21 protein-coding genes are annotated in these 20,730 nt (G+C 73.7%); 13 read left to right on the top strand and 8 right to left on the bottom strand.

The window, feature by feature from the left end; genetic code table 11:
• Positions 1-8 precede the first annotated feature (8 nt).
• The 8 genes from rsmA to DRB96_RS35210 all read left to right on the top strand — a co-directional run bounded on the left by rsmA (position 9) and on the right by DRB96_RS35210 (position 10,064).
• Complete coding sequence (rsmA, locus tag DRB96_RS35170; protein WP_112454120.1) at positions 9-848, top strand: 16S rRNA (adenine(1518)-N(6)/adenine(1519)-N(6))-dimethyltransferase RsmA; 840 nt, start codon at positions 9-11, stop codon at positions 846-848.
• The gene (locus tag DRB96_RS35175) at positions 845-1,744 is read left to right on the top strand and encodes a 4-(cytidine 5'-diphospho)-2-C-methyl-D-erythritol kinase (RefSeq protein WP_112452069.1); all 900 of its coding nucleotides are present in this window, start codon (positions 845-847) and stop codon (positions 1,742-1,744) included. Before rsmA ends, DRB96_RS35175 begins: the two co-directional genes overlap by 4 nt.
• Positions 1,745-1,791: 47 nt before the next feature.
• Positions 1,792-3,147, top strand: coding sequence for an acyltransferase family protein (locus tag DRB96_RS35180; RefSeq protein ID WP_112452070.1), 1,356 nt, complete (start codon positions 1,792-1,794; stop codon positions 3,145-3,147).
• A 28-nt stretch (positions 3,148-3,175) separates the two neighbouring features.
• Positions 3,176-4,975 (top strand): ABC-F family ATP-binding cassette domain-containing protein, encoded by a 1,800-nt coding sequence (locus DRB96_RS35185; RefSeq protein ID WP_112452071.1) that lies wholly within the window; start codon positions 3,176-3,178, stop codon positions 4,973-4,975.
• A 153-nt stretch (positions 4,976-5,128) separates the two neighbouring features.
• A complete protein-coding gene (locus DRB96_RS35190) occupies positions 5,129-6,841 on the top strand; it encodes a PQQ-binding-like beta-propeller repeat protein (RefSeq protein ID WP_112452072.1) in 1,713 nt (570 codons plus the stop codon).
• A gap of 393 nt (positions 6,842-7,234) precedes the next feature.
• Positions 7,235-8,296 (top strand): LacI family DNA-binding transcriptional regulator, encoded by a 1,062-nt coding sequence (locus tag DRB96_RS35200; protein WP_275432092.1) that lies wholly within the window; start codon positions 7,235-7,237, stop codon positions 8,294-8,296.
• A gap of 5 nt (positions 8,297-8,301) precedes the next feature.
• Complete coding sequence (locus tag DRB96_RS35205) at positions 8,302-9,402, top strand: ABC transporter ATP-binding protein (protein WP_204357898.1); 1,101 nt, start codon at positions 8,302-8,304, stop codon at positions 9,400-9,402.
• Positions 9,399-10,064, top strand: coding sequence for an HAD family phosphatase (locus tag DRB96_RS35210; RefSeq protein ID WP_275432046.1), 666 nt, complete (start codon positions 9,399-9,401; stop codon positions 10,062-10,064). The genes DRB96_RS35205 and DRB96_RS35210 overlap by 4 nt, the downstream gene beginning before the upstream one ends.
• Positions 10,065-10,098: 34 nt before the next feature.
• Here the strand turns inward: DRB96_RS35210 and DRB96_RS35215 are convergent, their stop codons facing one another.
• Together DRB96_RS35215 and DRB96_RS35220 are read right to left on the bottom strand one after the other, a co-directional pair.
• Complete coding sequence (locus tag DRB96_RS35215; RefSeq protein ID WP_162688845.1) at positions 10,099-10,578, bottom strand: hypothetical protein; 480 nt, start codon at positions 10,576-10,578, stop codon at positions 10,099-10,101.
• A 112-nt stretch (positions 10,579-10,690) separates the two neighbouring features.
• Positions 10,691-11,065 (bottom strand): cupin domain-containing protein, encoded by a 375-nt coding sequence (locus tag DRB96_RS35220; RefSeq protein ID WP_162688846.1) that lies wholly within the window; start codon positions 11,063-11,065, stop codon positions 10,691-10,693.
• A 181-nt stretch (positions 11,066-11,246) separates the two neighbouring features.
• Between DRB96_RS35220 and DRB96_RS35225 the strand changes: the two genes are divergently transcribed.
• Positions 11,247-12,017, top strand: a complete 771-nt coding sequence (locus DRB96_RS35225) for a GntR family transcriptional regulator (RefSeq protein WP_112452077.1) — start codon at positions 11,247-11,249, stop codon at positions 12,015-12,017.
• Between the two features lie 40 nt (positions 12,018-12,057).
• On the opposite strand, the gene DRB96_RS45350 is transcribed toward DRB96_RS35225, so the two are convergent.
• Both DRB96_RS45350 and DRB96_RS35235 read right to left on the bottom strand, forming a co-directional pair.
• A complete protein-coding gene (locus DRB96_RS45350; protein ID WP_239516481.1) occupies positions 12,058-12,660 on the bottom strand; it encodes a phosphonate degradation HD-domain oxygenase in 603 nt (200 codons plus the stop codon).
• The gene (locus DRB96_RS35235) at positions 12,657-13,787 is read right to left on the bottom strand and encodes a TauD/TfdA family dioxygenase (RefSeq protein WP_162689119.1); all 1,131 of its coding nucleotides are present in this window, start codon (positions 13,785-13,787) and stop codon (positions 12,657-12,659) included. The genes DRB96_RS45350 and DRB96_RS35235 overlap by 4 nt, the downstream gene beginning before the upstream one ends.
• A 135-nt stretch (positions 13,788-13,922) precedes the next feature.
• On the opposite strand from DRB96_RS35235, the gene DRB96_RS35240 reads away from it, so the two are divergent.
• Complete coding sequence (locus tag DRB96_RS35240; protein WP_112452078.1) at positions 13,923-15,020, top strand: DUF2330 domain-containing protein; 1,098 nt, start codon at positions 13,923-13,925, stop codon at positions 15,018-15,020.
• A 114-nt stretch (positions 15,021-15,134) separates the two neighbouring features.
• Here the strand turns inward: DRB96_RS35240 and DRB96_RS35245 are convergent, their stop codons facing one another.
• Complete coding sequence (locus DRB96_RS35245) at positions 15,135-15,914, bottom strand: phosphatase PAP2 family protein (RefSeq protein ID WP_239517800.1); 780 nt, start codon at positions 15,912-15,914, stop codon at positions 15,135-15,137.
• Positions 15,915-16,080: 166 nt separating this feature from the next.
• On the opposite strand from DRB96_RS35245, the gene DRB96_RS35250 reads away from it, so the two are divergent.
• Positions 16,081-17,061 carry a fatty acid desaturase gene (locus tag DRB96_RS35250; RefSeq protein ID WP_204357899.1) on the top strand — a complete coding sequence of 327 codons (981 nt, stop codon included), beginning with the start codon at positions 16,081-16,083 and terminating at the stop codon, positions 17,059-17,061.
• Positions 17,061-17,732 (top strand): TetR/AcrR family transcriptional regulator, encoded by a 672-nt coding sequence (locus DRB96_RS35255; protein WP_112452079.1) that lies wholly within the window; start codon positions 17,061-17,063, stop codon positions 17,730-17,732. The genes DRB96_RS35250 and DRB96_RS35255 overlap by 1 nt, the downstream gene beginning before the upstream one ends.
• Positions 17,733-17,886: 154 nt before the next feature.
• Here DRB96_RS35255 and DRB96_RS35260 read toward each other — a convergent pair whose 3' ends face one another.
• Both DRB96_RS35260 and DRB96_RS35265 read right to left on the bottom strand, forming a co-directional pair.
• On the bottom strand, positions 17,887-18,282 hold the full coding sequence (locus DRB96_RS35260; RefSeq protein ID WP_112452080.1) for a VOC family protein: 396 nt from the start codon (positions 18,280-18,282) through the stop codon (positions 17,887-17,889).
• A 2-nt stretch (positions 18,283-18,284) separates the two neighbouring features.
• Positions 18,285-19,169, bottom strand: a complete 885-nt coding sequence (locus tag DRB96_RS35265; protein ID WP_112452081.1) for a trans-aconitate 2-methyltransferase — start codon at positions 19,167-19,169, stop codon at positions 18,285-18,287.
• 161 nt (positions 19,170-19,330) lie between these two features.
• Between DRB96_RS35265 and DRB96_RS35270 the strand changes: the two genes are divergently transcribed.
• Positions 19,331-19,828, top strand: coding sequence for a MarR family transcriptional regulator (locus tag DRB96_RS35270; protein ID WP_112452082.1), 498 nt, complete (start codon positions 19,331-19,333; stop codon positions 19,826-19,828).
• On the opposite strand, the gene DRB96_RS35275 is transcribed toward DRB96_RS35270, so the two are convergent.
• Positions 19,787-20,629 carry a response regulator transcription factor gene (locus DRB96_RS35275; protein ID WP_112452083.1) on the bottom strand — a complete coding sequence of 281 codons (843 nt, stop codon included), beginning with the start codon at positions 20,627-20,629 and terminating at the stop codon, positions 19,787-19,789. The two genes, DRB96_RS35270 and DRB96_RS35275, sit on opposite strands and share 42 nt — an antisense overlap.
• Between the last annotated feature and the right edge of the window lie 101 nt (positions 20,630-20,730).

Below are 20,730 nucleotides of genomic sequence, written 5' to 3' on the forward strand. Positions count from 1 at the left end.
CGGCCGACATCCGGGAGCTGGCCGCCGTACTCGGCGTGAAGCCGACGAAGCAGAAGGGCCAGAACTTCGTCATCGACGCCAACACGGTGCGCCGCATCGTGCGCACCGCCGAGGTCCGCCCGGACGACGTGGTCGTCGAGGTCGGACCCGGCCTAGGCTCGCTGACGCTCGCCCTGCTCGAAGCCGCGGACCGGGTCGTCGCCGTCGAGATCGACGACATCCTCGCCGCCGCGCTGCCCGCCACCATCGAGGCCCGCATGCCGCGGCGCAAGGACCGCTTCGCGCTGGTCCACTCCGACGCGATGCTCGTGACCGAGCTGCCCGGCCCGGCGCCGACCGCACTCGTCGCGAACCTGCCGTACAACGTGGCCGTGCCGGTGCTGCTGACCATGCTCGACCGCTTCCCCAGCATCGAGCGGACCCTGGTCATGGTGCAGGCGGAGGTCGCCGACCGGCTCGCCGCCAAGCCCGGCAACAAGGTGTACGGAGTCCCCTCCGTCAAGGCCAACTGGTACGCGGACGTCAAGCGGGCCGGCTCCATCGGCCGCAACGTCTTCTGGCCCGCGCCGAACGTCGACTCCGGGCTCGTCTCCCTGGTCCGCCGGGCGGAGCCCGTCAAGACCACCGCGTCCAAGGCCGAGGTCTTCGCGGTCGTCGACGCCGCCTTCGCCCAGCGCCGCAAGACGCTGCGCGCGGCGCTGTCCGGCTGGGCCGGATCGGCGCCGGGCGCCGAAGCCGCGCTCGTCGCGGCCGGGATCTCCCCGCAGGCCCGCGGCGAATCCCTGACCGTCGAGGAGTTCGCGGCGATCGCCGAGCACAAGCCCGCGCCGCTGAGGCCCGCGCTGTGAGCGTGACGGTACGGGTCCCCGCGAAGGTCAACGTCCAGCTCGCGGTGGGCGCGGCGCGGCCCGACGGCTTCCACGACCTGGCGAACGTCTTCCTGGCCGTGTCGCTGTACGACGAGGTCACCGCGGCGCCCGCCGACACCCTGAAGGTCACCTGCACCGGCCCCGACGCGGACAAGGTCCCCCTGGACCGCACCAACCTCGCCGCCCGGGCCGCCGAGATCCTCGCGGCCCGCAGCGGGCTGACCCCCGCCGTCCACCTCCACATCGACAAGCGCATCCCGGTGGCCGGCGGCATGGCCGGCGGCAGCGCGGACGGCGCCGCCGCCCTCCTGGCCTGTGACGCGCTGTGGGGCCTGGACACCCCGCGCGAGGACCTCCTCGCCCTCTGCGCGGAGCTGGGCAGCGACGTGCCGTTCAGCCTGGTCGGCGGGGCGGCGCTCGGCACCGGCCGCGGCGAGATCCTGACCCCGGTGGCCGCCGGAGCCTTCCACTGGGTGTTCGCCGTCGCCGACGGCGGGCTCTCCACCCCGGCGGTGTTCCGCGAGTTCGACCGCCTCACCGCGGACACCGGGGTCCCCGCCCCGCAGGCCTCCCCGGCGCTGCTCGCGGCCCTGGCCTCCGGCGACCCGGACGCGCTGGCCGCCACCCTGGCCAACGACCTCCAGCCGGCCGCCCTGTCGCTGCGCCCGCGGCTGGCCGACACCCTGGCCGCCGGCACGGACGCCGGAGCCCTGGCCGCCCTGGTCTCCGGCTCGGGCCCGACGACGGCCTTCCTGGTCCGCGACGCCGAGTCCGCGGCGAAGGTGGCGGCGGCCCTCGACGCCTCGCCGACCTGCCGCAGCACCCACGTGGCCACGAGCCCGGCCCCGGGTGCGACGGTACTCAGCCCGGGCTGAGTAGCCGCGCCCTGTCGCGGCCCCGGCCCGCGCGGGAGCGTAGGGGCATGGGAGCCAGCGCAAGCGAAATCGCCGCCGCCACCCCCGCCACGCGGGACCGGTACGTCGACCTGCTCAGGGTCGCCTCGCTCGGGACCGTCATCGCCGGACACTGGCTGATGGCCGCCGTCAGCACCGGCGGCATGGGAAACCTGCTCGCGATCGTGCCGCCGCTCCAGGTCCTCACCTGGGCGCTGCAGGTCATGCCGGTGTTCTTCTTCGTCGGCGGGTTCTCCCACGCGCTCTCCCACCGCTCCCTCGCCCGCACGGCCGACGGCCCCGTCTACGCCGCCTTCCTGCGGGCCCGGCTCCGACGGCTGCTGCGGCCGACCCTCGTCTTCGTCGCCGTCTGGACCGCCGCCGCCCTCACCGCGCAGCTGCTCGGAGCGGGCGGCGGGAACCTGTCCGGGGCCGCGTTCAGGCTGGTCACGCAGCCCCTGTGGTTCATCGGGATCTACCTCGCGATGGTCGCCCTCACCCCGCCCCTGCTCGCGCTGCACGAGCGGCACGGCTGGGCCGCCTTCGCCGCGCTGGCCGCGGCCGCCGCCGCCGTCGACGTCCTGCGGTTCGCCGGAGGCGTCCCGTACGCGGAGTTCCTCAACTTCGCCTTCGTCTGGCTGGCCGTCCACCAGCTCGGCTTCCTGCGCGCCGACGGCCGCATCCGCCGCCCCGGCGCGCTGGCCGCCGCCGGACTGGCCGGGGCGCTCGCGCTGGTGGCGTACGGGCCGTACCCCCTCTCCATGGTCGGGATGCCCGGCGAGAAGGTCTCCAACATGGCCCCGCCCACCCTCGCCCTGCTCGCCCACGCGCTCTGGCTCGTGGGCGCCGTCGAACTGCTCAGGGCACCCGCCGCCGCGTGGCTGGCCCGGCCCCGCGTCTGGCGCGCCGTGGTCAGCGCCAACGGGGTCGCCATGACCGCCTTCCTCTGGCACCTCACCGCCATGCTCGCCGTCTACGCCGCCCAGCTCGGCCTGGGCATCCCCCTGCCCGAGCCCGCCGGAGCCGCCTGGTGGGCCCAGGTGCCCGTCAGGTTCCTCGCGGCCGCCGTGCTGACCTGCGTACTGGTCGCGGTGTTCCGGCGCTTCGAGGCCCCCGGCCCGCGCGCCCCGGCCGCGGATCGGTCCCAGGATCCGGCCCCGGCCCCCGCCGCGGGTTCCGGACCCCGCGCCGCCGCCGGCACCGTGCTCTGCCTGCTCGGCGTCCTCGGCCTGTCCGTGACCGGTCTCGGCGGACTCCTGGACGGGCACAGCGCCACCCTGATCGCCCTCCCGGTCACCGCGCCCGCCGCGATCGCCATGGCCCTCGGCGGGTGGCTCCTGGTGGAACGGTCCGGCACTTCGCGGAGGGTTAGGCTGAGGGGCTGATCCACACCCCTTCCCTGGAGCGCTCCTGATGGCCGTCAACCTGGTCAATGTCGAGGCAGTCAGCAAGGTGTACGGCACCCGTACCCTGCTCGACGGCATCTCCCTCGGCGTATCCGAGGGGGACCGGATCGGTGTCGTCGGCCGCAACGGCGATGGCAAGACCACCCTCATCCGCATGCTCGCGAAACTGGAGGAACCCGACACCGGCCGGGTCACCCAGTCGGGAGGCCTGCGGATGGGCGTGCTCACCCAGCACGACTCCCTGGACCCCAAGGCCACCGTCCGGCACGAGATCATCGGAGACATGGCCGACCACGAGTGGGCCGGCAACTCCAAGATCCGCGACGTCCTGACCGGACTCTTCGGCGGCCTCGACCTGCCCGGCTTCGGACAGGGCCTCGACACCGTCATCGGCCCGCTCTCCGGCGGCGAGCGCCGGCGCATCGCGCTCGCCCAGCTGCTCATCGCCGACCAGGACCTCCTCGTACTCGACGAGCCCACCAACCACCTCGACGTCGAGGGCATCTCCTGGCTGGCCAAGCACCTCCAGGAGCGCCGCTCCGCGCTCGTCTGCGTCACGCACGACCGGTGGTTCCTGGACCAGGTCTGCACCCGCATGTGGGACGTCCAGCGCGGCGAAGTCCACGAGTACGAGGGCGGCTACAGCGACTACGTCTTCTCCCGCGCCGAGCGCGACCGCATCGCCGCGACGGAGGAGTCCAAGCGGCAGAACCTGATGCGCAAGGAGCTCGCCTGGCTGCGCCGCGGCGCCCCGGCCCGGACCTCCAAGCCCCGCTACCGCATCGAGGCCGCCAACGAGCTGATCGCCGACGTGCCGCCGCCGCGCGACAAGTCCGAGCTGATGAAGTTCGCCAACGCCCGCCTCGGCAAGACCGTGTTCGACCTGGAGGACGTGACCGTCCAGGCCGGGCCCAAGACCCTCCTCAAGCACCTCACCTGGCACCTGGGCCCCGGCGACCGCGTCGGCCTCGTGGGCGTCAACGGCGCCGGCAAGACCTCCCTGCTGCGGGCCCTCGGCGAGGCCGCCCGCACCCAGGGCGAGGTCCAGCCGGCCGCCGGCACGGTGACCGTGGGCAAGACCGTCAAGCTGGCCTACCTCTCTCAAGAAGTCGGCGAGCTCGACCCGTCCCTGCGCGTCCTGGAGGCCGTCCAGCGCGTCCGCGACCGGGTCGACCTCGGCCAGGGCCGCGAGATGACGGCAGGCCAGCTGTGCGAGCAGTTCGGCTTCACCAAGGAGAAGCAGTGGACGCCGGTCGGCGACCTCTCCGGCGGCGAGCGGCGCCGGCTGCAGATCCTGCGCCTGCTGATGGACGAACCCAACGTCCTGTTCCTCGACGAGCCCACCAACGACCTCGACATCGAGACCCTGACCCAGCTGGAGGACCTCCTCGACGGCTGGCCCGGCTCGATGATCGTGATCTCGCACGACCGGTTCTTCATCGAGCGCACCACCGACACGGTGATGGCCCTGCTCGGCGACGCGAGCCTGCGGATGCTGCCGCGCGGCCTGGACGAGTACCTGGAGCGCCGCCGCAAGATGATCGACGCGGCCGCCCCGGCGCCCGCGCCGGCCGCCGCGGGCAAGTCCTCGGCCTCCGGGGACGCGCGCGCCGCGAAGAAGGAGCTGCAGAAGATCGAGCGGCAGCTCAACAAGATGTCGGACCGCGAGACCAGCCTGCACGCCCAGATCGCCGAGAACTCCACCGACTTCGACAAGGTCGCCAAGCTCGACGCCGAGCTGCGGGAACTCATCTCGAACCGGGACGAGTTGGAGATGCGCTGGCTGGAGCTCGCCGAGGAGGCGTGAGTTCCGGGGGCACCCCGCCCCAACTGGCCGGATAACGGCGGCATCACGGGCCGGTCCTCCCTTGGGCACAGGGGCGGGACCGGCCCGGCCACTTCTTCCCGTCAGTGATAGAAAGGGCATCCTCCGACCACCCGACGCCGAAGGTATGCGCTGATGACCGAGCCGCCCCAGCCGCCGAACCAGCCGCCGACACCTTCCGGTTACGGGCACCTGCCCGGGCCGCCGCAACCGGGCTACGGCTACCCGCAGCAAGGCGAGAACCCGTACGCCCAGCAGCCGCAGCCGCAGCCGCAGCCGCAGCCGCAGCCGCAGCAGCCGCCGCAGCAGGGCGCGCCGCAGGGCCCGTACGGCCAGCAGCCGCCCGGCGGCTACGGCTTCCCGCCGCCGCCCCCGAACATGCCGCCCGGCGCCCCCGGTGCCCCCGGCATGCCGCCGGCGCCGCCCGGCAAGCCGAACAAGAAGCTCGCCGTGGTGATCGCGGCCGCCGTCGCCGGCGTGCTCGTCCTCGGCGTCGGCGGCTACTTCGCCTTCGTCAAGGACGACGGCAAGGTCAAGGACCAGCCCGTGGCGCAGGACTCCACCGCGCCCGCCGACGACAAGGCCTCGCCCTCGCCCTCCGTGGACAAGGGCGACGGCAGCGGCAACGGCAGCGGCGACGAGGAAGACCTCAACGCCGGCCGCAAGCAGGGCGAGGACAAGGTCCTCTGGTTCAAGACCAGCAAGATCGACGGTCCCGGCTCGGGCGTCGACTCCAAGGGGCAGTGGATCGTCGGCGACACCGTCGTCAAGACGGTCTGGAAGTCGGTCTCGGGCTACGGCATCGCGGACGGCAAGGAGAAGTGGACCCTCACCCTCCCCACCCTGATCTGCGCAGTCACCGACCAGACCGCGGACGGCAAGACCGTCGTCCTGTACAAGGACGGCGAGTCCGACACCGCCACCTGCAACCAGATGCGGATGATCGACCTCAAGAACGGCAAGGAGGGGTGGTCGAAGGAGGTCCCGAAGGAAGGACTCTTCGACAGCTTCAGCGGCCCGGAGCTCGCGATCGCGGGGGACACCCTCGTCGTCAACCGGGTGGGCATGAGCAGCGCCTTCAAGGTCAGCACCGGGGACAAGCTCTTCGACAACAAGCGGGCCGAGGGCTGCCAGCCCGGTGACTTCGTCGCGCTCGACGGCAAGATGATCGCCATCGCGACCTGCCTGGACGCGGACAAGACCGTCGAGGTCATGGACGCCGACCTGGCCACCGGAAAGAACACCTGGACCTACAAGCTGCCCAAGGGCTTCCAGGTCAAGGCCGTCTACTCGCTGGACCCGATCGTCCTCGACCTCGGCAAGACCGAGGGCAAGGAGCGCTCCATCGTGGTCCTGGGACCCGACGGCAAGCAGCGCACCACCGTCTCGGGCGAGGGCAGTTTCCCCGTCGGCTGCGGCGGATCCTTCGACCGGTCCCTGCAGGGCTGCGGCTCCTCGCGGGTCGACGCCAACACCCTCTACCTGTCCACCTCGGTCGACGACAACAAGGCGAACGAGGTCGTCGCCTTCGACCTGGGCACCGGCAAGGAGAAGTGGCGCACCCCGGCCGGCGAGGGCCGCACCCTCACCCCGCTCAAGGCGGCGGGCGGCCAACTGGTCGTCTACCGCAAGGCGGAGGGCGAGAGGGGCGGCGAGGTCCTCACCGTCCCGGCCGCCGGCGGCACCCCCACAGCCGTCCTGCGCAACCCCTCCGGCCCCGCGTCCACGGTGGAGAGCTCCTTCTACTCCCCGGTCATCGACTACGCGGACGGCCGGCTCTTCCTCTCGGCCTCCCACCTGCTCGCACAGAACAAGAACGAGAAGTTCCTGATGGTCTTCGGCAAGTGAGCGCTCCCCCTGAAGGCCGCGTTTCCCACGCAAGGAGATCCAGATGAGTACCCCGCCGCCCCCCAGCCAGCCGCCGTCCGGCGGTTTCGGCGCGCCGCAGGACCCCCCGCCGGGCGGCTTCGGCGGACCCCCGCCGGTGCCGCCGGTGCCGCTCGCCAAGCCCTCGGAGCCCCCGCGGCCGCCGGCCCAGCCGCCGACCGTCCCGGCCGCGCCGCCGGCCACGGCGCCGCCCGGCGCCTTGAGCGGGGTGAGGGTGCGGCCCTCCCCGGCCGGGGTGCGCCACTTCTCCTTGCCGGTGCCCAGGTCGAAGGCGACGAACTCGTTTGTCTTGTTGTCGTCGACCGCGGTGGACAGGTAGAGGGTGTTGGCGTCGACCCGCGCGGAGCCGCAGCCCTGCAGGGACCGGTCGAAGGATCACCCACCATCAAGGACATCGCCCGCCAGGCGGGGGTGTCGGAGAGCGCGGTCTCCTTCGCGCTCAACGACCGGCCGGGAGTCTCCGAGGGCACCCGCGCCCGTGTCCGCAAGGTCGCCGAAGAGCTCAGCTGGCAGCCCAACAGTGCGGCCCGCGCCCTCTCCGGCGAACGGTCCGGCGCCGTCGGGCTGGTCCTCGCCCGGCCGGCGCAACCCCTCGGCGGCGCGTACTTCCTCCTCCCGCTCCTGGCCTCCTTCGTCTTCACCGTGCACGTCCCCGGCCAGGGCATCAGCTTCGAGGCCTACACCCAACTGCTCTCCGCCGAAGGCTTCACCGAGAGCCTGCTGCTCTCACTGGGCCTCGCCGCCGCGACCATCGCCCTGTCGCTGCTCCTCGCCGTGCCCGCGCTGGTCGCCGTGCGCGTGGGCTCGCCGCGCCTGCGCCCCGTCGTCGAGGTGATGTGCATGCTGCCGCTGGTGGTGCCGCCGATCGCCCTGGTCACCGGCATCACCACCGTGCTGCGCTGGGGCCCGGACCACCTGTCCAGGACCCCGCTCTACCAGACCTTCCTGGCCGTCCAGAACCCGGACTTCCCCGTCGTCCTGGTCCTCGCCTACACGGTGCTCGCGCTGCCCTTCGTCTACCGCTCCCTCGACGCGGGCCTGCGCGCCGTCGACGTCCCGACCCTCGTCGAAGCCGCCCGCAGCTGTGGCGCGAGCTGGCCGTACGTCGTCCTGCGCGTGATCCTGCCGAACCTGCGGGCCGCCCTGGCCGGAGCCGCCTTCCTCACGCTGGCGCTGGTCCTCGGCGAGTTCACCATCGCCTCGCTGCTCGGCTTCCAGCCCTTCGCCGTGTGGATCGTCTCGATCTCCGGAGCGCACGCCCGCATGTCGGTGGCCGTGTCCGTCCTCAGCCTCCTCATCACCTGGCTGCTGCTGCTCCTCCTCTCCCGGGCCGGCACCACCCCCGCCACCGTGTCCCCCGGACCGGCCGTCTCCCGTACCTCCCGTACCTCCCGCACCTCCGGCAAGGAGTCCTGACCCGCATGTCCCTCACCCTTCCCGAGGCCAGGAAGCCCGCGGACGGCGAAGCCGCCCCCGCCGGCGCGCGCGTCGAATTCCGCGGACTGCGCCGGGCGTTCGGCTCCACCGTCGCCCTCGACGGACTCGACCTCACCATCGAGCCCGGCGAACTCGTCGCCCTGCTCGGCCCGTCGGGCTGCGGCAAGACCACCGCGCTGCGCGTCGTCGCCGGATTCGAGCAGCCCGACTCCGGCGAAGTCCTCCTCGACGGCGAGGACATCACGCGCGTCCCGGCCAACCGCCGCGACGCCGGGATGGTGTTCCAGTCGTACAGCCTCTTCCCGAACCTCAGCGCCCGCGACAACGTCGCCTTCGGACTGCGGGTCCGCAAGGTCGGCGCCGCGCAGCGCCGCGAGCGCGCCGCCGAACTCCTCGACCTGGTCGGCCTGCCCGACCACGGCGACCGCTACCCGCACCAGATGTCCGGCGGCCAGCAGCAGCGCGTCGCGCTCGCCCGCGCCCTGGCCCTGCGCCCCCGGGTCCTGCTGCTCGACGAGCCGCTCTCCGCGCTGGACGCGAAGGTACGGGCCAACCTGCGCGAGGAGATCCGCAGGCTGCAGCTCTCGCTGGGCATCACCACCGTGTTCGTCACGCACGACCAGGAGGAGGCCCTGTCCATGGCCGACCGGGTCGCCGTGCTCAACGCGGGCCGCCTCGAACAGTGCGCCGCGCCCGCCGAGCTCTACGAGCGGCCCGCCACGCCCTTCGTCGCCGAGTTCGTCGGCACCATGAACCGGCTCCCCGGCCGGCTGACCGGCTCCGGGCTGGTCGAAGCGGCCGGCTCCCGGCTGCCGGTGGACGGCCCCGTGCCCTCCTCCCCGGACGTCGAGGTCCTCGTACGCCCCGAGAACATCACGGTGGCGGCCGACGAGGCGGGCACGGCCACCGTCGCCTCGGCCTCCTTCTTCGGCTCGGTGACCCGCCTCCACCTGGATCTGGCGGACGGCACGCGCGTCAAGGCCGACCTGCCCTCGCGCGACGCCGGAGCCCTGGTTCCGGGCGCCCGGGCGGCCGTGGGCCTGGCCGAGCGGCCCGTCCTGGTCGTCGCGCGGACCGCCTCGTGAACGACCTCGCCGCCGTCCTCTTCGACATGGACGGCACCCTCGTGGACACCGAGACGCTGTGGTGGCTGACCACCGAGGAGATCGCGGCGGGCCTCGGCCACGCGCTGACGGACACGGACGCGCCCGAGGTGGTCGGCCGAGCGGTGGAGGACACCGCGGCGCACCTCGTCCGGGTGGCCCGCGCCGGCGACCCGGCCGCGGTGGCCCGCGCCCTGACCGGGAGCTTCTTCCGCCGGGTCGAGGCGGGCGCGCCGATGCGGCCCGGGGCGCAGGCCCTGTTGACGGCCCTCGAACGGGAAGGCGTGCCGTTCGCGCTGGTCAGCGCCTCACCGCGGGTGGTCGTCGACTCGGTCGTCGGGGGCTCGCTCGCGCACGTGCCCTTCGCCTTCACGTTGTCGGCCGACGACACGGCCCGGACGAAGCCGCACCCGGAGCCCTACCGGACCGCCGCCGCTCGGCTCGGCGCGCCGCCGCGGGCCTGCGTGGCGGTCGAGGACTCCCCGGACGGGGCGGCCTCGGCGGAGGCGGCCGGCTGCGGACTCCTGGTGGTCCCCTCCCTGCTCCCGGTCCCCGCCTCCCCGGTACGCACCTTCGCGCACTCCCTGGAATCGGTCACGCCGGCCACCCTGAGGGCCTGCCTGGCAGCGCCCCTGGACGTCTGAGCACGCCGGATTCCCGGCCCGTCCCGGGCTCGGTTCAGTCCGACAGGTCGAGGAGGCGCAGGATGCCCTCCACGTACGCCGCGGACACGGAGCCCGGGGCGCCCGCCGACGCGCGCAGGGACGGAAGGCCCGCGCGGATGTGGGCGGCGCACTGGCCGTACAGGCCGGCCTCGTGCGAGGAGCCGTCGTCCTCGGCGCCGAGCAGCCGCAGCAGGGTCCACAGCAGGGCCTCGCGGGTCGACTGCCGGGGCGGGCCGGCGGAGCACACGGCCATCAGCACCCCGCACACCGCCGGCGCGGGAGCCCGCAGCCGGCCGGTGTGGAAGGCATGGCCCTCCAGCGCGTGGAACGCGGCCGGATGTCCTTCGGCCGCGTCCCACAGCGTGTCGGCGAGATGCCCCGCCGGGCGTCCGCACCCGCACGTGACGGACTCCCAGTCGTGCCGGGCAATCTCCCGGGCGACCGCGTCGGGCACCAGTGGACTGGTGCGGGGCTGCTTCTCCGTCGTTCTCACGGGAGAAGTATGGGATCAGCCGGGCTGCCGGTCCAGCGCGGCCCTCCCCGCGGGGACGGGCGGCCCTCCCCGCACGGCTCGGCGGCCGTGCGGGATGTCAGTGGCCGCGGGATCAGCCGCCGTGCCCCTGGCAGCCGCAGCCCTTCGCCGCACCGCGCGGCAGCCCGTCGGTGAACTCGCTCTGCGAGAAGACGGCGAGCACCGTGGCCGGCTCGCCGCCGTGGTTGGCCAGGGTGACCTCCTTGCCGGCCGGCAGCATCGCGAAGGTGCCCGGGGCCACCGTCTTGGCGCCGCAGCCGCACGAGGCCTCCACCGTCCCCGCGACACCCGTGAGCAGCAGCTCGGAGGCGCCGTGCCCGTGCGCCGGGATGGTGCCGCCGGCCGGCACCTGGATCCGGACGGCGGCGAGCTCGCGGAACGGCCCGCCCTCGGGGTCCAGGCGCAGGGCCGGGCCGGCGGTGGTGTCGAGGGTGGTGTCGATGGTCATGCCGAACATGGTGATGTCCTCTGCGAGTCGGTGTGCGGCCGTGCGGTACCTCCGAATTTAGACGACGCGCATCGGCTCAATACGGGGCGAAACGTCCCGACCCGCCGGGCCCTTCGCCCCGCGCGGTACGGGTCCGCCCGCCGCCGTCCGGGCCCGCTCCCGGCCGTGGCAGGCTGGGGCCGTGAACGAGGCACCGCGCGACACGGCACGCAGGACACCGCTCTACCTGAAGGTCGCCGCGGACCTGCGGACCGCCATCACGGCGGGCGAGTACGGCTCCGGCGCGCGCCTGCCCGCCGAGGACGAACTCGCCCACCGCTACGGCGTGTCCAGGGGTACGGTCCGCCAGGCGCTCACCGCACTGCGCACCGACGGCCTGATCACCTCGAGGCGCGGCACCCGCCGGGTGGTCCTCGGCGGCGGCCCGGCCGGGGCGGCGGGCGTCGCCGAGCTCCGCAGCTTCACCCGGTGGGCCCGCTCGCTCGGGCGGGAGCCGGGCGGGCGGACCGTCGCCGTGGACCGGGGCGCGGCCGACGCCGAGGAGGCGGAGCAGCTGCGGCTCGAAGCGGGCGCCCCCGTCCGCCGGGTCCTTCGGCTGCGCACCCTGTCCGGGGCCCCGGTGATGGTGGAGCGCACCACCTACCCGGAGGCGGTCGGCGCCCTGGTCGCGGCCATGCCGCGGGACACCGTCTCGTACTCCGAGGAACTCGCCCGGCACGGCGTCCTGTTCACCGACGCCCACCACACCATCGACCTGGTGGCGGCGGACGCGGACGACGCGGAGCTGCTGGGCTGCCGGGCCGGCGAGGCGCTGCTGCGCGAGCGGCGCCGCTCCACCGACCCGGCGGGGAACCCGGTGGAGTGGTCGCAGGACCGCTACCTGCCGGGAACCGTGGCCTTCACCGTGCACTCGACGGCCACGAGCGCGCTGGGCCGCCGCCTCGGCCCCTGAGCGGCGGCCCCAGGAGCAGTCCCTACAGCAGGAGCAGCCGCTACAGCAGCAGCCCCTCCAGCAGCGGCCGGAAGTGGCCGAAGTCCGGGGTGGCCCGCTCGGGGTCCTTGGCCTGCTCGTCCCAGCGCCGCACGGCCACCGCGTCGGCCGCACCCGGCAGCGCCTCGAAGGCGCGTACCTGTTCGCCGGTCATCGGGCCGCCCTGCACGCGCAGGGTGTGCACGGACGCCTCGGAGAGCAGGCCGACATAGCCGGGCTCGGTCGCGCACAGGTACCGCTTCGCGGCCACGTGGAGCCGGACCGGCCCGGTCACCTCCGGCCCGAACCACCGGGCCAGCCAGTCCGCCCCCGTGTGGCTGTGCCGGTTGTCCAGCCCGTCCTCCATCAGATCGCGGCCGGTCACGGTCCCGTGGAAGTGCCCGACGTCGTGCAGCAGCGCGGCCGCCACCAGGTGCGCGGGGGCTCCGGCGGCCTCGGCGAGGGCCCCGGCCTGGAGCATGTGCCCGGCCTGGGTGACGGCCTCGCCGAAGTACTCGGCGCTGCCCTCGCCCTCGAAGAGGCGGGCCAGCAGGGCGATGGGGTCGGCATCGATGCCGATGCTGTCTCCGAGTCCGAGTCCGAGTCCGGGTTCGGGGGCGTTCACGCGCGGGCTCCTTCACGGCGCAGGACGGCGAGGGCGGAGAGCAGCCCGTCGATGTCGGCGTAGGCCCCCTGGAGGTGGCGCCCGCCCGATTCGGCGAAGGCGGTACGGGCGTGCAGCAGGCGGGTGTTGTCGAATACCAGGCAGTCGCCGGGCGCGAGCCGGAAGTCGAGCCGCAGCTCGGGCCGTTCCAGCAACTCGGCGAAGAGCCGGTAGGCGGCGTAGAACTCCTCCAGGACCGCCGCCGGCCGGTGCAGGGTGGCGATGGAGCGGTTGTTGAAACGGATCTCGCGCACCTTCCCGAGCGGGTCGACGCCGATCAGCGGCCGGTGGGCCCGCAGTTCGGTGCGGGCGTCGGCGAACACGAACTCCACCGGCACCCGGGTCAGCACCTCGAAGGCCTCCGGCTCCCGCTCGCGCAGCAGCGCTGCGGCGTGGAAGCCGTCGACCAGCCCGGAGTCCCCGCCCCGGGCCTCGTTGCGCAGGCAGTGCAGCAGTTGCAGCGTGGGCACCGGGTCCCGGTACGGGTTGTCGGTGTGCGGGGTGATCCGCGCGCCGGTGAAGGCCAGGTTGTTGGGCTCGGCCTCCACGCGTACCTCGAACAGCTCGCCGTAGTTCGTCTCGCGGACGAAGCCGAAGGTGCGCGCCACGTCGAGCACCATCCGGTCCCGGCACGGCACGTCCCGCAGCAGGGCGAAGCCGAGCCGGACCACGCCGTCCAGGACCCGCTCGCGGACCTCGCGGGAGGAGGTGTAGGCGTCCCAGCCCGCCTCGGGGATCCGCCCGTCCAGGTCCCGGGCCGCCCACAGCTCCTTGTCCGCCTCGGTCCGGCCGTCCCCGGTCAGGCGGTGTCCTGAGCGGCCCTCACCCGCGTCGTCCGGGGCGTGGGCGTCGAGCCAGTCGGCCGCGTAGACGGAGCGGTGGCCGTCCGGCTGCCACACCACCTCCCACCCCGGTCCGCCGCCGGCGCCGGCGGCCGGCACCTCGCGCACCGAGCCGACGGCGAGGCCCCCGGGCAGCTCGGTGATCTGGAAGAGCTTCTGGCCGGTGCGCGGATCACGGCAGTCCGCGCAGGGGCAGTTGTCGCGCAGCCAGGGCGCGGGCAGACGGGTGATCGCCGTCGCGGACATGGGGGCTCCTGTGTCATCGTCCGGGAAAGTTGTATGTACAACTCTCGACGAGCCGCATCGTGGCAGGCCGGGGTGGCCGCCGGATGGCGAACAGGTGACCGGAACCGGATCGCGGGCGCAGCCGTCCATGAGCACATGTGGACGAAGTCGCGGAAGAGACGAAGGGCCGGCGTACTGGCGTGCGCGCTGCTCGCGACCCAGCTGGGCTCGCTGATCAGCCCCGCCTACGCCTGCGGCTGCGGGGCCATGGTCCCGGACGGCGCCTCCCGGATCGGGGTCTCCCGCGAGGCGTCCGTGGTGCGCTGGGACGGCCGGACCGAGCAGATCGCGATGCGCTTCACCGTCGGCGGAGACGCCAAGCGGGCCGCGTGGATCATGCCGGTGCCGGGGCGGGCCACGGTGCGCCTCGGCGACAGCGGGCTGTTCCCGCAGCTGGCGGACCTGACCGGGCCCGAGTACCGGACCCACGGCTACTTCTGGCCGCGCCGGGGCGACTGGCCCTTCACCTCCGACCGGGGTGACCTGGCCGGAGCGCCGCCGCCCGGCGGCCCGGACCCGGGGGTCGGCGTCGTGGGCCGCGAGCGGCTCGGCGACTTCGACGTCGCCCGGCTGACCGCCACCGACCCCGGTGCCCTGCGCGGCTGGCTGGAGGACAACGGCTTCGAACTGCCCGAAGGGCTCTCCACCGAGCTGGAGCCGTACGTGGACCGGCACTGGGAGTACGTCGCCGTCCGCCTCGCCCCCCGCGAGCCGGGCGGGGTCCTGCGGGGCACCCTCGACCCGCTCCTGATCCGCTTCGACAGCGACCGGCTGGTCTACCCGATGCGGCTGTCCAGACTGGCGAAGAGCGCGCAGTCCCTCGGCCTGTACGTGCTGGCCGACCACCGCATGGAGCCCGCCTCCCCGATCGGCGGGAGCGCGCCCGAGGTGACCTTCGCCGGACGGATCACCCCGACGGGCCCGGTCGCCGAATTCGCGGGCACCGCCCCGGTGTTCCTGACGGCGATCGACCAGAGCTTCCCCGTCCCGTCCCGCATCGACGCCGACCACGAACTGCGCGCCACCGCCGCGGACACCGCGTACCGGCGGGTGGAGTACCGCGACGAACTGCGCCCGGCGGCCGGCGTCCCGGTCTGGATGCTGACCGTCGCCGGCGTGCGCGTGGCGGCGGCCCTGGGAGTGCTGGGGCTGCTCCGGCGCCGCCGGACGCCGCGGGCGCGCCCGCGCGGCTGAGCGCGAGCGCCGCCCCGGTGCCGTGCCCGGACAAGGCCCGGGCCGGGCCGGGCCTGGAGTCAAGCCCGGGCCGGGCTCGCGCCGGGCCCGGGCCCGGGCCCGCGGCCGGGGCCGTCACCGGGCGGCGGGTACCCGCTCCGACGCGTGCCGGCGGCCGGGCGCGCGCCGTGCCTCCCGGGCCAGTGCCGGGGCGCAGAGCCACCATGCCAGCAGCCCGGCCCCCGCACCGGCCGCAGCGCCTGCGGCGGTGTCGCTGAGCCAGTGCGCGTGCAGCCAGGTGCGGCTCCACATCATCGCCAGCGTGAAGACGGCGCCGCCGACCCACCAGGCCCGGCGCCGGGCGGCCGGGACGAGGAGCGCCCCGACGATGACCACGAGGAGCGCCGCGCCGGCCGCGTGCCCGGAGGGGAAGGAGCCGTGGTCGACCCGGACCAGCGGGTTGGCCGGGCGCGGCCGGTCCACCAGGTGCTTGAGCCCCTGGATCACGAGCATGTTGCCCGCCATGTAGACGCCGAAGAGGAACCCCGCCGACACCCACCGGCGCCGGATGAGCAGGAAGGCCAGCAGGGCGAGCGGCACGACGGATCCCGCCGGGCCGCCGAACAGGTTCAGGACCGTCGCGACCGCCGAGTAGAGCCCCTCGTGCGGCCCGCCCATCCACGCGTGCCAGCGCTCGTCCAACCCCTGGAAGGGCGGACGGAGCACGTCCCGCCGGACGACGAGCGCCAGTACGGCGGCGACCCCGAGCAGTGCGGCTCCGAGGGCGAGCATGCCGGTGCGCCGGCCGCCGCCGTCTGCTTCGGCCGTGGCCGTGGCCCTGGCTGCGTCCGTGGACACGTCCGTGGACGCGGGCACGTCGGGTCTGGTGGGCGGGGTGGCGGGGATCGTGGACATGGCTGCGCCTCTCGCGGTTCTGGGAGGTGGGTTGCGGGAGGGGCTGGCGCGCTCCTCTTGCCGCGTGCGGGACCTTTGCCATACTTACGTTGCCGTAGGTTACGCGTCCGTAGAAAGTGTGGCCGGGCGGCGCGCCTGCCGACTCCTTCACCCTCAGGGGACCTCTATGACCATCAGTCCCGACGTGATCGAGGACGCCTCGGCGTCTTCCGGCGCGTCCGTGCCGTCCGCGACCCTGGGCGGTGAGAGCAAGCGGTCCGTCGAGCAGATCGCGCTGCTGCTGTTCATCACCGTCCCCTTCCTGGCACTGCTCGCGGTCGTTCCGCTGGCCTGGGGGTGGGGGGTGAGCTGGCTGGACGTGGGCCTGATGGTGTTCATGTACTTCCTGGCCTGCCACGGCATCACGATCGGTTTCCACCGCTACTTCACGCACGGTTCCTTCAAGGCGAAGCGGCCGCTGCGGATCGTGCTGGCGGTCATGGGGTCGATGGCGGTGGAGGGTCCGCTGGTGCGCTGGGTGGCCGATCACCGCAAGCACCACAAGTACTCGGACCACGAGGGCGACCCGCATTCGCCGTGGCGGTTCGGGGAGACGCTGCCGGCGCTGATGAAGGGCCTGTGGTGGGCCCACATCGGGTGGCTGTTCGACGAGGAGCAGACCGATCAGCAGAAGTACGCCCCGGACCTGATCAAGGATCCGGCGATCCGGCGGATCTCGCGGGACTTCGTCTTCTGGACGATGTTCTCCCTGGCGATCCCGCCGGTCGTGGGCGGTCTGGTGACGATGTCCTGGTGGGGGGCGTTCACGGCGTTCTTCTGGGGTTCGCTGGTGCGGGTCGCGCTGCTGCACCACGTGACGTGGTCGATCAACTCGATCTGCCACGCGGTGGGCAAGCGGCCGTTCAAGTCGCGTGACCGCAGCGGCAACGTGTGGTGGCTGGCGGTGCTCTCGTGCGGGGAGTCCTGGCACAACCTGCACCACGCCGATCCGACGTCGGCGCGCCATGGGGTGCTGCGCGGCCAGGTCGACTCCAGTGCCCGGCTGATCCGCTGGTTCGAGCAGCTGGGATGGGCGTCCGACGTGCGCTGGCCGTCCGAGGCCCGCCTCGACGCCCGGCGCAAGGAAGAAGCGTCGAACGCGGCATGATGGGGGGTGTGGCGATCGACGGCAGCAGTTCCAGCAGCGACAAGCCCAGGCGCGGCCGCCGGGTCCGGATGACGGGCGCCGAGCGGCGCCAGCAACTGCTGGACATCGGCCGCATCCTGTTCGCCGAGAAGGGCTTCGAGGGCACGTCGGTGGAGGAGATCGCGGCGAAGGCCGGGGTTTCCAAGCCGGTGGTGTACGAGCACTTCGGCGGCAAGGAGGGTCTGTACGCGGTCGTCGTCGACCGGGAGATGCGCCAGCTGCTGGACGGGGTGACGGGCGCGCTGACGGCCGGCCATCCGCGGGAGCTGCTGGAGCAGGCGGCGTTCGCGCTGCTGGACTACATCGAGAACTACACCGACGGGTTCCGGATCCTGGTGCGGGATTCGCCGGTGGCCCAGTCGACGGGCACCTTCGCCTCGCTGATCAGTGACATCGCCACGCAGGTCGAGGACATCCTGGGGCTGGAGTTCAAGGCCCGCGGCTTCGATCCGAAGCTGGCGCCGCTCTACGCGCAGGCGCTGGTGGGCATGGTGGCGCTGACCGGGCAGTGGTGGCTGGAGACGCGCCGGCCGAAGAAGGCGGAGGTGGCAGCGCACCTGGTGAACCTGGCCTGGCACGGGCTGGAGAACCTGGAGGCGAAGCCGAGGCTGGTGGGCCACCGCAAGAGCTGAGCACGCCCGTACGGGTCCCGTACGGGCGCGAGGTGCGACGGCGCCCCGTCACCGGATCTCCGGCGGCGGGGCGCCGTCGCGCGTACGGCAGCCCTCAGCCCAGGGGGGCCTGCGGGCTGTGCTCTTCCGGGCCGCGCTGCTCCAGGCCGTGCCGCTACGAGCTGCGCGGCTCCGAGCTGTGCTGCTCCACGCTGTGCTGCTCCAAAAACTCGAGCCGGTTGCCGACGGGGTCCTCGGAGTAGAAGCGGCGGTGCCCCGGCAGGTCGTCGTCCCAGACGACCTCGGCGCCCCGCTCCTCCAGTCTGCTCGCGTAGGCCTCGATGGCGGTGACCCTGAGCCCGGGGTGTGCCTTGCGGGCGGGGCGGAAGTCCTCCTCGACGCCGAGGTGGAGCTGGACGGGCCCGGCGGCGAACCAGCAGCCGCCGCGCGCCGCGAGCACCGGCGGCTTGGGGATCTCGGTCATGCCGAGGACGCCGGCGTAGTAGGCGCGGAGAAGGTCCTCCGCGCCGGGCGGCGCGGCGAGCTGGACGTGGTCGACTGCGGCGAGCATGGTCAGGACTCCTTGCGGGCGACGGCGAAGATGCGGCGGAACGGGAAGACGGTGCCGCGGGGTCCCGGCGGGTAGGCCTCGCGCAGCAGGGTGCGGTATTCGGTGAGGAAGGCGGCCTCGGCTTCGTGGTCGTCGCCCAGCGCGGTGAGGACGGGCCGCAGGGCGGTGCCCTTGACCCAGTCCAGGACGGGGTCGGGGCCTTCGAGGAGCTGGTGGTAGGTGGTCTCCCAGACGTCGGCGGCGCAGCCTAGCTCGGTGAACCGTTCCAGGTAGCCGCCGGGTTCGAGCATGTGGATGTAGCGGGCCCCGTGTCCGGCGAGCCGGGCCCGCCAGCGGGGGGCGTCGCACAGGTCGGCGAGGATCCGGTGGCTGGGGGCGCCGAAGTTGCCGGGGATCTGGAAGGCGAAGGTGCCGCCGGGGCGCAGTCCGTTGATCCAGGGGGCGAAGGAGGCCGCGTGGCCGGGGACCCACTGCAAGGCGGCGTTGGAGACGATCAGGTCGTAGGGCTCTTCGGGGAGCCAGTCGGCGAGGTCGGCGCGGTGGAAGTCGAGGAGGCCGCCGCCTTCGGTGGGTCCGGCGTGCTCGGCGCTCGCGCGGTGGAGCATTTCCGGGGAGAGGTCGTATCCGGTGATGCGGGCCTCGGGCCAGCGTTCGGTGAGCAGGGCGGTGACGTTGCCGGGACCGCAGCCGAGGTCGGCGATGCGGGCGGGCTTGGTGGGGAGCTCGGCTATGCGGCCGAGGAGGTCGAGGAAGGGCCGGGCCCGGTGGCCGGCGTGCCGGAGGTACTGCTGCGGGTCCCAGGTGGGGGCGGCCGGCGCGGTGGGGGCGGCGGCTGCCGGTGCGGGGTTCGACGCCGGAATCCTGGCCGACGCGGTATCGGAATGCATGTTCGGGCCTCCTTGCGGGCGGTGCGGTCGGAAGCGGAAGCTGCTCCGGCCCCCTCCATGCCCCCATGGTGCGCAATATATATCTCGACATCAAGATACACGAGATCGAGATACTCGGTTTGAAGAGACTTCACGTCGACAGACCCTTTACACTGATCGGCATGGAGGACGAGGTCGACCGACTGGTTGCGGCATGGCGGCGGGAACGCCCTGACCTCGACGTGGAACCGCTCGAGGTGCTCAGCCGCGTCAGCAGGCTCGCGCGCCACCTCGACCGGGCCCGCAGGCTGGCCTTCTCCGAGCACGGCCTGGAGCCGTGGGAGTTCGATGTCCTGACCTCGCTCAGGCGGGCCGGCGCGCCCTACCAGCTCTCCCCCGGGCAGTTGCTGACGCAGACTCTGGTCACCTCCGGCACCATGACCAACCGGATCGACCGGCTCGCCAAGAAGGGCCTCGTCGAGCGGCTGCCGGACCCCAACGACCGGCGCGGGGTCCTGGTCCGCCTCACTCCCGAGGGCCGCGACCGCGCCGACCAGGCGCTCGCCGGGCTGCTGGCCCAGGAACGGGCGATCCTGGCCCAGCTCTCGCGCACCCAGCGCGGCGATCTCGCGGCGCTGCTACGCCAGTTGACCGCTCCGTTCGACAACGTCCCCGGCTAGTCCGGACCCTGGCAGCCCGGACCCTGGCAGCCCGGGTCCCGACAGTCCGGCCCCCGGCAGTCCCGGCAGTCCCGGCAGGTCCGCGGGGCGTACGCCGGCCCGCCGGGCCAGGGCGACGGCCGCGAGCGTGGAGTGCACCCCGAGCTTGCCCAGCACGTTCTGCATGTGGGTGCGGACGGTGTGCGGGGAGAGGAACAGCCGCGCGGCCACGTCCTTGCGGCCCAGCCCCGCCACCATGCAGCGCAGCACCTCGTGCTCGCGGGGCGTGAGGGACTCCACGAGCCGCTCGCTGTCCGTACGGTGCTTGCGGGCGGCGGTCAGCTCCCGGAGGACTCCGGTGAGCAGCGCGGGCGGAAGGTGCGTCTCCTCGCGCAGGACTCCGCGCACGACGGCCAGCAGCCGCGAGAGGGAGCAATCCTTCGCCACCCACCCGGAGGCCCCCGCCTGGAGCGCGAGGGCGGCCCGGCGCGGATCGTCGCGCTCGGCGAGGACGACCGTGCGGACCCCGGGATGGGACACCCGTACGCCCGCCACGAGTGCGATTCCGTCGGCGGTGGCCGGTGGAGCGGCGGCGGGCTCCCGCTGGGCGGGGACGGCTCCGGCGACGGCGGCGAGGTCGGCGTCGACCAGCAGCACGTCGAACCGGCGGCCCTCGGCCGCGCCGCGTTCGAGGCAGCGCAGCGCGGCGGGGCCGCTGCCGGCCGCGGAGACGTCCACGTCCGGTTCGGCCGCGAGCGCGGCGGCGAGAGATTCGGCGAAGATGCGGTGATCGTCGACCACGAGTACCCGGATACGGACCACAAAACCCCCAAGGGTCGGGGAACGGACGACGGCGGGTACGGCGCCCGGACCGGGTGATCCGCAGGCGCCTCGGCCGCCGCCGTGACATCTCTGCACTACCC

This window comes from Streptomyces sp. ICC1 (assembly GCF_003287935.1).
In the GTDB taxonomy this organism is placed as follows: Bacteria; Actinomycetota; Actinomycetes; order Streptomycetales; family Streptomycetaceae; genus Streptomyces; species Streptomyces tritrimontium.